The sequence below is a fragment of the Candidatus Nucleicultrix amoebiphila FS5 genome, from assembly GCF_002117145.1.
Lineage (GTDB): Bacteria > Pseudomonadota > Alphaproteobacteria > Caedimonadales > Nucleicultricaceae > Nucleicultrix > Nucleicultrix amoebiphila.
In genome coordinates this window covers 1,735,520-1,747,403 of the sequence record NZ_CP008743.1, presented here as the reverse complement: position 1 = coordinate 1,747,403, position 11,884 = coordinate 1,735,520, and the positions used below count along the sequence as shown (strand labels likewise).

The following is an 11,884-nucleotide window of genomic DNA, read 5'->3' as shown; positions in this document are numbered from 1 at the left end:
GAGAGAATTTCTTCAACTTTAAGCTTTTTAATATCATTGTTATTTTTTTGATTTGTGAGCGTCTTCTTTACCACCACTTAAGACAAATCGACGATAGTCTTTAAGATCTCCATCAAATCTCTTAACACTCTGATTAGCAACCAGCCACAATCGATCAGCTGTCAATTCTAAGAGATGCCAATCATGGGTGATTAAGATCACTGCACCTTTGAATTCGTTAATAGCCATGATCAAGGATTCCCTCGTTTCCATATCCAAATGGTTCGTTGGTTCGTCCAAAATTAAAATTTGCGGTTCAAGGGCAGATACAAGAGCAAAGTTGAGGCGTGACTTTTCCCCTCCAGAAAGTTTCTCAACAGCAACATCCGCTTTATCTCTGGAAAACCCAAAACGACCTAAACGTGCACGTACTTGGTCAGGACGTAAATTGGGCAAAAGCTTTTCCAAATGCTCAAAAGCAGACTCCTTAGGTCGTAAAGCTTCAATTTGATATTGATGAAAATATCCTACACGAACTTTAGGTGCCCGCGTAATTAGACCCGAAAGTGGTGCAAGTTCTCCCGCTATTAATTTTGCAAAAGTAGACTTTCCATTACCATTTTGACCTAAAAGAGCAATACGATCGTCGGGATCAATCCTTTGATTAAGTCCTTTAAGAACAACTTTATCTCCATACCCTGCAGATACTTTTTCAAGAGTAATCATGGGAGGAGGCATCATTTCAACTTCAGGGAAATCCAGCCTAAAAGTTGGATCATCTTTTGTTGAAATCACTGGATCAAATTTCTCCAACATCTTAATACGACTTTGTACCTGCCGAGCCTTAGATGCTTTATAGCGAAAACGATCAATAAATTCTTGAATATGTGTACGACGCTCTTGCTGTTTAGCTTGTTCAGCTTTTTCTTGTGCCAACCTTTCACGTCTTGTCTTCTCAAAAAAGTCATAATTGCCTGAATAAAGCATCAACCTACAATCATGGAGATGATAGATACGATCAGCTACACTATTTAACATTTGTCTATCATGGCTGATGATAAGGAGAGTCTGAGGGTAATTTTTTAAGAATCCCTCTAACCAAACAGTCGCTTCAAAATCAAGATGGTTTGTGGGTTCGTCTAAAAGCAATAAATCAGGTTCGGAAAAAAGAGCTGCAGCCAAAGCAACGCGCATACGCCAACCACCAGAATATTCTTGAAGTGGTCGTTGCTGTGCTTCCTCATCAAATCCTAAACCTACAAGGATTTTTGAAGCTTTAGCAGGCGCACTATAAGCATCAATTTCGATTAAACGATTATGAATTTCAACTAAATGTAGAGGATCCGTTTCAGTTTCTGATTGCTCTAATAACCTTGTTCTTTCATGATCTGCAGATAACACGAAACTTAAGGGGGTATGCCCCTTCACGTTAACTTCTTGGGCAACAACTCCAATACGAGATCCTTTTCTTATTTCGATTTCACCATGGTCAACATGTATTTCACCCATGATCAGTTTAAAGAGACTCGATTTTCCCGTACCATTGCGTCCGACCAAACCGGCTTTATGGCCTTTTGGTAAATGAGCCGACGTATTTTCGAAGAGAGTACGTCCTGCTATGCGATAGGTGATATTGCGAATGTGTAACATGCTATTTTAAGAAACCTTACGTTTCTTTCCCCAAAGAATAATAATATTACCGAAAATTAACAGGATCATTCCTAAGAATGACCAAAATGTCCATACAAAGCTCTCAAAAAACTGAGAGATAATCAAAGCGACAAGTGGTGTCAAAATGAGCGCATACGCTCCTTTATCAGCACCTATTTTTTTAATCAATGTTAAATAACAGCCAAAAGCCACGATTGATCCAAAAAACACCAGATAAAATAACGAACTCATGTAGGTTAGAGAAAAATCAAAGATAATTGCTTTACCCTGTGCCATTGCAATAATAAAGCTAATTATTCCTCCATAAAGCATTCCCCAAGCGTTGCCTTCAGTAATACCGATCCCATCTCTTGAGTGCTTTGCAGAAAGAATATTGCCTAATGAAGCTGAAAAAGCTCCTAATGACCCAAATCCTACCCCTATCAAGAATTGCCTATCAAAATTCACTTTAAGAAGCTCAGGAAGAAAAATAAAAATTAGTCCTGAGACTCCAATTGTTGCTCCTATAAAAATGAAAAGATGCACTTGCTGTCGCAAAAACAAGCGAGCATTGAGAATGTTCCAAAAAATAACACACGAAAACAGAACTGCATTGAGACCACTAATGACATAAGAGGCTGCACAATAAAACATGATGTAATTCAAAGAGAACATGAAAAACCCCATACACAATAGAGTAAAGTGGGTTTTAATTGAAAATTTTATGTTTAAGCCTCGCCAATAACACCAACCAAACAAAATAAACGCTGCTAAAATAAAACGATACGCACTCGATAATTCAACTGGAACAACACCGAGTTGAAATTTAATGAGATACCAAGTAGATCCCCATATTAAAATGGTTCCGAGATAACAAAGGACAAGCAACATTTATTTAAAACCTAAATTAGGATTGAACTTTAAGAGATCTGACGAACTTTGGTTTCAACAGGGTTCAAAAAGTGTTTGCGACACATAGACACATAGCGCTCATTGCCACCAATTTCAATCTGTTCTCCTTCGAAAACTTGATTTCCTTCTGAATCGACACGTAAATTCATAATTGCTTTGCGACCACAATGACATATGGTTTTAATTTCCACGAGATTATCGGCCCAAGCCAACAAATATCGGCTTCCCTCAAAAGGCTCACCTAGAAAATCCGTCCTCAAACCATACGTAAGAACAGGAATAGAGAGTTCATCCACAACACGCGCCAGCTGCTCAACTTGACGCTTTTTTAAAAAATGCCCTTCATCCACTAATACGCACGATAGTTTTTTACTTCGCGTTTTATAATTTTGAACTTCTTTAAAAAAATCTAAGCTTTCATCAAAGGTGTGAGCATCTCGGTTAAGACCAATCCTAGAGGCAATTTTACCCTTAGCAAGACGATTATCAAAAACAGGTGTAAACAGTAAAGTTTCCATACCCCGTTCTCGATAGTTATATTCCGATTGCAAAAGAGTTGTCGTTTTACCGGCATTCATTGCTGAATAATAGAAATAGAACTTGGCCATTTTTGATCTCCCATTCCCTTTGCCGTTTTTATAGGAGATGGACAGTCTACTGGCAATAGGGTAATGACTTTTTAAATCGTCATTATTTATCTCGTGCGTATCTGACTCTATTTTTAACAATTACAGTTAAATGTTTTTTAAGACTTTTCTTCATAAAATGACATGAGATTAACAATCAAAAGTTATAACATGAAAAATAATCAATCTTCGAAGTCAAAAATAACTTCAAGTAAAAAACTTGTATTTGCTTTCATGATAATATTTTTTAGTGGTGCAAATTTTGAAAACGCGCATTCGATTAGCTTTAATTACATAAAACGCTTGGGGGCAAATTGCACAGGAGTATGTGATCAACCAAGCCAAGTTTGCACGAACAACAAAGAATTACAGGCATGGTGTGATAAAAATTGTGGTCATAAATTTTCGCGTATTGAGGTTTGTGCTCACTATTCTATCCCAGTTCCTTCAGAGAAATGTCCTCTCACAATTGAAGATTCAGCTCTAGAAACAAATGCGGCTAAAGCTTCTCAGTTAGCTTATTCCTGGGGAGAAAACGGAGGCTATACAGGAAGTGATTTTAAAGAGGTGGGTCATCTCAAAGGAAAAACTCTAACTATTGCTTGGGCAGGTGTCAAAGACTGCGCATTATATATTGCCTATCGTGGCACAAAGACGAAAACAGATGTATATAAAGATCTTCAAATCGGTATCTCTACTGTATCTAAAGAACTGGGTCTTGGACAGGCAACTGCTAGGGGTCTTTACAATGATTCAATTCTTGAAGGTATTGAATTTTATGACAATGTCATAAAAAGTACACGTATACCCTATTCTAAGATTGTCATTACTGGGCATTCTTTAGGAGGAGCATTAGCACAAGGCATTGGAGATAAAGTCTCTCGAGGACAAAAAATTATCAAAATCTATACTTTTAATGCTCCTGGCGGTGATTTTATGACAAATAAAGTTGGAGAGGGACATAAGGATACAGAAGCTGAACATGTCAGAACCAAAGGTGATATCGTCAGTAAAATCGGCACAAAAACCGTTGGAACTGAAAAAACTTATGCTACTTCTGCAAGAAATCCTTTGGACGCACATAAAATAAAAGGGCTTAGCGAGCACTTAGACAATAAGTAATTTTATTTTTTATCAGTATAAAGCTCTTTTGCGCGATTAGTAAAAGCAGACATTAAGTGATGAACAGCTTCTTTGAAGATCATCTCAAAGGCTTTTTGAAAAAAACCTGAGTGAAAATCAAAATCAATAAAAAAATCAATCTCTGTGGATCCATCACTTTTCGGATTAAACTGCCAATGGTTATTCAGATGTTTAAAAGGACCTTCAAGATACCGGACATCTATTCTCTGATAGGGCGTTAACTGGACCTTGCAAGTATAAGTTTCACTAAAAAAACCAGCTCCAACTGTGACAACCGCGATTACTTCATTATTTTCTCGTTTGATCACTTCTAATTTTTGGCACCAAGGCAGAAACTCAGGATATTTTTCAACATCAGCTACCAGATTAAAAAGTTGCTCTTGCGTATAAGGCAGCGTGCAACAATCAGCGTGCGTGGGCATTTATTCCTCGTGCAATTTTCTGAGAGCGCGCTTCTTGTAGCTTTTTAAAATCATCACCTGCATGGTAAGAAGAACGCGTCAAAGGAGACGCTGAAACCATCAAAAACCCTTTTCCTCGCGCCATGCTCTCATAATCTTTAAATTCTTCTGGAGTCACAAAGTTGCGTACTGGGTGATGTTTAGGTGTCGGTTGCAAGTACTGACCAATAGTTAAGAAATCAACTTCCGCTGACCTTAAATCATCCATGACTTGATAGACTTCTGACTTTTCTTCACCAAGTCCCACCATCATACCCGATTTCGTAAACATAGCAGGCGCTATTTCTTTCACACGATTCAGAAGATGGAGTGAATGAAAATAGCGAGCTCCTGGTCTCACTGTAGGATATAAGCGTGGCACGGTTTCAAAATTATGGTTATAAACATCGGGGCCGGCTTCTACAACAATCTCAAGAGCACCTTCTTTTCTGAGAAAATCGGGAGTTAAAACCTCAATGGTTGTGTTAGGACAAGCGACACGAACCGCTTTGATTGTACGCGCAAAATGATTGGCTCCCCCATCAGGTAAATCATCTCGATCTACCGACGTAATCACCACATGGCTAAGATTAAGCTTTGAAAGCGCTTCTGCAACACGTTCTGGTTCATGGGGATCTAATTTGTCAGGCATACCTGTCGCCACATTACAAAATCGACACGCTCTGGTACAAACACTTCCTAAAATCATGATTGTGACATGTTTTTTTGCCCAGCACTCTCCTATATTGGGACATGAAGCTTCCTCACAAACCGTATTTAAACCATGAGTACGCACTAGCTCTCTTGATTCATTATATTCTTTTGAAACGGGAGCTTTCACCCGAATCCATTCAGGCTTCTTTAAAGGCAACGATGATGGTTCAACATGACTCATAAAAAAACCTATTAAAAATTTAAAGTTCGTCCATAAGCTGACAAAACTGACTCATGCATCATTTCTGAAAGAGTTGGATGAGGAAAAACTGTTTGCATCAACTCCTCTTCTGTTAATTCAGCAGTTTTTGCAATAGCAAACCCTTGAATAAGCTCTGTCACTTCAGTGCCAATCATATGTGCGCCTAGAAGTTCGCCTGTTTTCTTATCAAAAATAGTTTTAACCAAACCTTCTGGTTCACCTAAGGCAATAGCTTTCCCATTGGCCATAAATGGAAAACGACCCACTTTTATCTCATATCCCTGATCAAGAGCTTGTTTTTCTGTCAAGCCCAGGCTTGCTACCTGAGGAGTACTATAAGTGCATCCTGGGATAAGCGTCTTTCTAAGCGCATGGACTTTTTTATTTCCAGAACAATGTTCAACAGCCAATACTCCCTCATGACTCGCTTTATGAGCGAGCCATGGACCATCAGTCATATCCCCAATAGCGTAAACTCCTGGTTCGTGCGTTTGACACCATTCATTGGTCACAACACGTCCCTTTTCAATTTTAATCTTTGTGTTCTCCAGACCTAAATTCTCAATATTAGCATCAATACCGACGGCCAAAATCGCACGATCAAATTCAACAGTATGACCTTTATTCTCTTGCTTAAAAGAAGCGACCAAACCTTTGCCTTTTTTCTCAAGTGAATCTAAGGTCACTTCGGTCATAATTTTGATTCCACGCTTTTCAAGAGCTTTTCGCGCAAGTTTCGATATTTCCTCATCTTCAACAGGCAAAATTCGATCCATCAGCTCAACAATAGTCACTTGAACACCTAAAGAACAATAGAAACTAGCAAATTCGACTCCTATAGCGCCTGAACCAATCACTAGCAAAGTCTTTGGCAACTCTTGAGGCATCATAGCTTCTCGATAAGTCCAAATGTACTCATTCGCTTTTAAATTAGGCAAAAACCTAGCTCTAGCTCCTGTTGCCAAAATCACCGTTTTTGAAAGAAGAGTTTCAGATTTTCCATCACTTTTTTGGACTAGTACCTTACGTACCCCATCTTCTGCACCAGCCAAAGAGCCTCGACCGCGAAAAACAGTCACCTTGTTTTTCTTCATAAGAGATTCAACGCCCTTTGAGAGCTGTGCAGCAACAGCTCTAGAACGCTCAATAATTTTAGAAAAATTAATTGTGGTCTTTTCTACTTTAAAGCCGTAATCACTGGCATGCTGAATATGGTCATAGATTTCTGCCGAGCGCAGTAAAGCTTTCGTAGGGATGCATCCCCAATTCAAACAAATCCCCCCTAAATTCTCAGCCTCAATGAGAGCTACTTTACGACCTAGTTGAGAAGCACGAATTGCCGCAATATAGCCACCTGGACCAGAACCAATTATTGTCAAATCAAAGGCAGTTCTTTCCATTAACATCTCCTTCTTATACAAGAATAATATTTCCTTTGAAAAAACACTATACAGGGTCTTATGGCAAGTCTTAATATGTAAATCATATAGCAAAATGGGAAATGTATTTAAAAGATGAAACACCGTCACCATATATTGGTGGTAGATGACGATAAGCGTCTTCGCCAGCTCTTGGATAAGTATTTGAGCGAAAACGGCTTTCTAATCACTACTGTTGCTTCTACAGAAAACGCTAGACAGATCCTAAACAAGCAATCTATTGATCTGGTAATTCTAGATCTTATGATGCCTGAGGAATCTGGTCTTGAGTTTCTAGAGAGCTTTCGCAAAAACCTTGATCATCCTAAACATAACGTTCCTATTCTTATGTTAACAGCACTCGGTGAGGTAGAGCATCGCATTGATGGTCTTGAAAAAGGAGCCGATGATTACCTCTCAAAACCTTTTGAACCTAAAGAACTTCTGTTACGGCTTCATAGCATTTTGTCACGCTCTACACGCCAGAGTCAGGCTTTTACAAAAATTGTTCTTGGTAAACGTTCTTATGATTTAAACCAGCAGCTTTTACTAGAAGGAACAAAACCTATCTACCTTACGTCTGTTGAGCAAGCATTGATGCAAATTTTTGCAAATAATCCAGGTTTTATTCTTTCTCGCGAAGAATTAGCAGAACGCGCGGGCGTGTCCTTAAGCCCTCGTACTGTTGATGTTCAAATCACACGCCTTCGTAAGAAAATTGAAAGTAATCCAAAGCAACCCCTTTATCTTCAAACTGTCCGCCATCAAGGCTATGTTTTGAGGCCAGATCAATAATGAAATTACGTATTTTTCCAGGTAAGCCCTTTAAACTTCTTAAAAAATATTTGCCAAAAACACTCTTTGGACGGGCTTTAGTCATCATGATTGCGCCAGTCCTCTTGATTCAATTAACTGTCGCATATGTGTTTTTTGATCGTCATCTATCTAAAGAAATGGAACTGCTAGCCGACAATATGGCAGGCAATATTGCGCTCATAACTGAAATGGCTTTTAAAACAAGTGCCATGCAAGAAGATCTTCCTTTATTAAGACACTATTCATCTAATTATCTGAATCTTACCTTTAATCTTAAACCTGCTGAGGGAATATTAACTTTTTCCGATACTAACTATACTTGGCGAGAACGTATCCTTGTAAAAGCTTTGAATCATCGCGTTAAATATAATTACTCTCTGACTATGGGTGACGAGATGATACAAGTTGAAGTAGCTACTGTAAAAGGCAATTTTGTCTTTTCTGGCCCTACAAAAAACCTTTTTACACGCACCACGCCTCTGCTTCTTTGGTGGGCTCTTGCTACACCTTTACTTTTTCTCATTATTTCCATTCTCTTCATGCGTAATCAAATTCGACCATTACGTAAATTAGCGCTTGTGGTGAGTGCTTTTGGTAAAGGCAGAGATGTGAAAAATGTTCGGCCTGCAGGTGCTTATGAGGTGCGTAAAGCAGCCCAAGCTTTCAATTCCATGAAAGAACGCATTCAGCGACAAATTCGCCAACGAACTGAAATGTTAGCAGGGGTCTCTCATGATTTACGAACTCCTTTGACACATATGGAACTACAACTCGCAATGATGAAACCAAGTGCAGAGATTAAAGATTTACAAAGTGATGTGAAAGCAATGACACGCATGATTGATGAATATTTAGCTTTTGCAAAGGGTGAAGATGGTGAGCCTCTCACTTTAATAGATCTCAATAAGCTAATACGGGATATCACTAAGAATCACCCCCAAAATAAAATTACCTTTAAGAGCACTGCCCACCTTCCTTCCTTACCTGGTCGTTGGAATGCTCTTTTACGTTGTTTAACAAATCTTATCAATAATGCCGTACGTTATGCACCTCGTGTCTGGATCCATATAGAACGCCAACCAAAACGTTTACATGTTTTTATTGATGACAACGGCCCGGGAATCCCCGAAGATAAGCGCAAGGATATGTTTCGTCCTTTTGTAAGGATGGATGCTTCAAGAAACCTTGAGACTGGAGGAACCGGTTTAGGATTGGCTATTGCTAAGGATATTGCCCATTCTCACGGTGGAAGGATTAGTTTAAATGACTCTCCTCAGGGGGGGTTACGTGTTATCCTCAGTTTGCCTCTTTAAATTCTGCTTGTTCTTCTAAAGACATGATAAAATTTATATTTTTAAAGTATAACAACCAACGAAAGCTTCATTCCATACTTTTTTACATATACCTTGAAAGCCTATCTCATTTCCTGTCGTAGGTTTTCACAAAAATATAATGCTATCTCGATAGTATGGATTTGTTAGATCTTAGGGATTGAAATTTCAGAACTGAAAAATAGATAAGAAAAAACCGTACTGATATTAACCAGTACGGCTTAAAAAGGAATTTTTAGCTCTTTGAAGATTTACGCTTAACAGCGCTCTTTGCTTCTTCAACGCCGTCTTTAAAACGTTTTGCAAAAGAATCAGAAATATCGCGGTTTGTTTTTGTCCACATATTCATTACTTCGCGACCATGTCCCATTGCTTTTTCAAAACCATTTTTAATGGAATCAGCGTGCACTTTCATGCGATCTTCACGGGAAGATACTGAACGGACATTACTAATGTGGTTCTTCATGTCATCCATCATCTTTTTTGTGTATTGACCATGGAGCTGACCAACTTCTTTTGCTGTATCAAGAGCTGCTTTATGAGCTTTTGTAAAAACTTCAAGATTTTTACGATGCATTTCCATTGCTGCTTCCATGTTAAAATGAGGCATTGAGAAATTTTTAAAGAAATCTTTGTAATTATTTGCGTTTGATTGTTTATCAGTAGATGGTGCGGCCATTGTTTACTCCCCTTTTTTCTTCATTGATATTAATTTAGTCTTATTATGAATCTATATGCTCTTGAGGTCAACCTATTTTGTAAAAAAACTGCTTAGGTTTCCTGTGAACCCCTTAAGCTCTCCCAACCACTCCAATCCGCGGTCTAAGGACGCCATCGTTTTTTCACAATCAGACGTATCATCTTGAAGCCAAATTTGTGTAATATATAGTAAAAAAAGAGCAAAAGCTTGAGTAGAAATAAACCCTAACAAAGGGGGGACTTCCACTCCCGCCAAATCAATTATTTTTGCAGAGGCTTCACAACCAAGGGGAGCTAATGTCCAGTATATTTTGGGATCCAACCAAGCTTCTTCTGGGATTCTCTTAAGAGCTGGTTTATGAGAAGACATTAAATCAAAACGCCCCATCAAAAGCTCAAAGAGTTTCTCTTTAGGACTTACATTCTCTTCCAAGGTCACTTTGGTAAGAGCGATAGCATTTAAGACTTGAAGATAAGTATTTAAGAAGACGTATTTGTCTAAAAACTGTGCGGCTAAAAATGGATATTGTTGAGGGTCGAAAGATTGCCAACCTTCAACTTTAATCAAATTCATGCCTTCATCAAAGTCAGAAAGATTCATGCTAGCCCTCTTTTCTGATTTCTTTGGCACGTTCATACGCTGCCCTGAGAGTTTTATTGATTATCTCTTGAAAATTACTCCCCATAAGAACCTTTAACGCAGCTTCAGTCATTCCTTTAGGGCTCGTCACTTGATCACGTAATTTTTGAGCACTTTCAGCAGTATTCTCCAAATAGGCTCCACACCCAACAAATAGCTCTCGTGAGAGCTTTTGTGCTATTTCTTGTTCTAAGCCAAGTTCTATTGCTGCCTTTTCAAAACACTCCACCAAGTGAAAAACATATCCAGGACCACAAGAACTTAAAGAAGCTGCTTTGTCAAAAAGCTCTTCATCTTCCAGCCAAAATATTTTCCCAAGAACTTCCATGATTTCTTGCACTTGGTTGCCAGAATTACCTTGGAGTTTTATCGATGAAATAAGCAAAATAATACCCTTAGAAACTATTGATGGGGTATTAGGCATCGCGCGCACAAAGAGAGTTTGAGGTGCAAAATAAGACCTATAAAACTCTAAAGTTTTACCGGCTGCGATAGAGATCACAATTGTTTTACTGTCTACATATTGTCGATAATGAGGTAGAACATCGCTTAATTGATAAGGTTTAACAGCAAAAACAATCACATCAAAATTAGATTTTAAGTGTTCAGGAGAAGAGAACCAAGAAATTTGATGATGATTTTGGAACTCTTTTAAAGATGAAGAATGCGGTGTCACAACAGTGATGGAAGAAAAAGAACTGGAATGCTTCATCCATCCTTGAAGCATAGCGTACCCCATATTGCCACATCCCACTAAAAGGAGGCGCTGAGGTGTCAAGGTTTATGCCTCCCCGACCGTCTCTAAAAGCGCAATTGAAAGAGCTTCTTTTTGAGATTTACCCTCAAGCAAAGTCATCTGAAAAACTGGATAAAAACGCTCGGACTCATCAAAAACCAATTCGACAATCTCTTCCATTTGCTCGCCATTTATTAATCGTGCATCACCAAAGAAGACGGAATAACGGAAATTCAAAGTATTTTCCTCGCTTGAGCGTTCAAAATGACCAATAATTGTCTGCCCATTAACTCCGTTTAAGAGTTCATAAAGTGTAGCCTGATTTTTGCTATTGAGAGGAATATCAAATACGCAAGTTATCTGAAGGAGCCCTACTTCCTGCTGCCATACAAATTCCATGCGATAGTCTCCCCAGCGCCCTGGAATCTCAATAATAATAGCTTCAGAATCAGGCCTATGGTAAGGCCATTCTTGTGAAACAATCATTTCTTCAATGACATCAATAGGATTGGCGAGAAAACGATAGTCACGCACTGAACGTACATCCTTTGGCAAGGCGCCCTCCTTCAAAATCTTAG

General features: G+C 38.7%; 13 protein-coding genes. 3 read left to right on the top strand and 10 right to left on the bottom strand.

Annotated features, from left to right (window positions below; genetic code table 11):
- Window positions 1-39: 39 nt before the first annotated feature.
- Genes GQ61_RS08650 through GQ61_RS08640 form a run of 3 tightly spaced genes read right to left on the bottom strand, consistent with a single transcriptional unit; the run spans window position 40 to window position 3,149 of the window.
- Window positions 40-1,629 carry an ABC-F family ATP-binding cassette domain-containing protein gene (locus GQ61_RS08650; protein ID WP_085784948.1) on the bottom strand — a complete coding sequence of 530 codons (1,590 nt, stop codon included), beginning with the start codon at window positions 1,627-1,629 and terminating at the stop codon, window positions 40-42.
- Window positions 1,630-1,635: 6 nt separating this feature from the next.
- Entirely contained in the window at window positions 1,636-2,520 is an 885-nt protein-coding gene (locus GQ61_RS08645; RefSeq protein WP_085784947.1) for a DMT family transporter, read from the bottom strand.
- A gap of 29 nt (window positions 2,521-2,549) precedes the next feature.
- Window positions 2,550-3,149, bottom strand: a complete 600-nt coding sequence (locus tag GQ61_RS08640) for a thymidine kinase (protein ID WP_085784946.1) — start codon at window positions 3,147-3,149, stop codon at window positions 2,550-2,552.
- A 189-nt stretch (window positions 3,150-3,338) separates the two neighbouring features.
- Between GQ61_RS08640 and GQ61_RS08635 the strand changes: the two genes are divergently transcribed.
- Window positions 3,339-4,289, top strand: a complete 951-nt coding sequence (locus tag GQ61_RS08635) for a lipase family protein (RefSeq protein WP_198157331.1) — start codon at window positions 3,339-3,341, stop codon at window positions 4,287-4,289.
- Between the two features lie 2 nt (window positions 4,290-4,291).
- On the opposite strand, the gene GQ61_RS08630 is transcribed toward GQ61_RS08635, so the two are convergent.
- The 3 genes from GQ61_RS08630 to lpdA are packed head-to-tail and all read right to left on the bottom strand — an operon-like array spanning window position 4,292 to window position 7,066.
- Window positions 4,292-4,732 (bottom strand): type II toxin-antitoxin system RatA family toxin, encoded by a 441-nt coding sequence (locus GQ61_RS08630; RefSeq protein ID WP_085784944.1) that lies wholly within the window; start codon window positions 4,730-4,732, stop codon window positions 4,292-4,294.
- Entirely contained in the window at window positions 4,716-5,645 is a 930-nt protein-coding gene (gene lipA, locus GQ61_RS08625; protein ID WP_085784943.1) for a lipoyl synthase, read from the bottom strand. Before lipA ends, GQ61_RS08630 begins: the two co-directional genes overlap by 17 nt.
- Before the next feature lie 11 nt (window positions 5,646-5,656).
- Window positions 5,657-7,066 (bottom strand): dihydrolipoyl dehydrogenase, encoded by a 1,410-nt coding sequence (gene lpdA, locus GQ61_RS08620; RefSeq protein WP_085784942.1) that lies wholly within the window; start codon window positions 7,064-7,066, stop codon window positions 5,657-5,659.
- 114 nt (window positions 7,067-7,180) lie between these two features.
- Here lpdA and GQ61_RS08615 point away from each other — a divergent pair, with 114 nt between their 5' ends.
- Both GQ61_RS08615 and GQ61_RS08610 read left to right on the top strand, forming a co-directional pair.
- Complete coding sequence (locus GQ61_RS08615) at window positions 7,181-7,879, top strand: response regulator (RefSeq protein WP_085784941.1); 699 nt, start codon at window positions 7,181-7,183, stop codon at window positions 7,877-7,879.
- Entirely contained in the window at window positions 7,879-9,213 is a 1,335-nt protein-coding gene (locus tag GQ61_RS08610; protein ID WP_085784940.1) for an ATP-binding protein, read from the top strand. The genes GQ61_RS08615 and GQ61_RS08610 overlap by 1 nt, the downstream gene beginning before the upstream one ends.
- A 253-nt stretch (window positions 9,214-9,466) precedes the next feature.
- Here the strand turns inward: GQ61_RS08610 and GQ61_RS08605 are convergent, their stop codons facing one another.
- The 4 genes from GQ61_RS08605 to GQ61_RS08590 all read right to left on the bottom strand — a co-directional run bounded on the left by GQ61_RS08605 (window position 9,467) and on the right by GQ61_RS08590 (window position 11,861).
- A complete protein-coding gene (locus GQ61_RS08605; RefSeq protein ID WP_085784939.1) occupies window positions 9,467-9,910 on the bottom strand; it encodes a phasin family protein in 444 nt (147 codons plus the stop codon).
- Between the two features lie 72 nt (window positions 9,911-9,982).
- Complete coding sequence (locus GQ61_RS08600; protein ID WP_085784938.1) at window positions 9,983-10,531, bottom strand: hypothetical protein; 549 nt, start codon at window positions 10,529-10,531, stop codon at window positions 9,983-9,985.
- Between the two features lies 1 nt (window position 10,532).
- Complete coding sequence (gene proC, locus GQ61_RS08595) at window positions 10,533-11,348, bottom strand: pyrroline-5-carboxylate reductase (protein ID WP_085784937.1); 816 nt, start codon at window positions 11,346-11,348, stop codon at window positions 10,533-10,535.
- A gap of 3 nt (window positions 11,349-11,351) precedes the next feature.
- Window positions 11,352-11,861: a type III secretion system chaperone family protein gene (locus tag GQ61_RS08590; protein WP_085784936.1), complete on the bottom strand. Its 510-nt coding sequence runs from the start codon at window positions 11,859-11,861 to the stop codon at window positions 11,352-11,354.
- Window positions 11,862-11,884 lie beyond the last annotated feature (23 nt).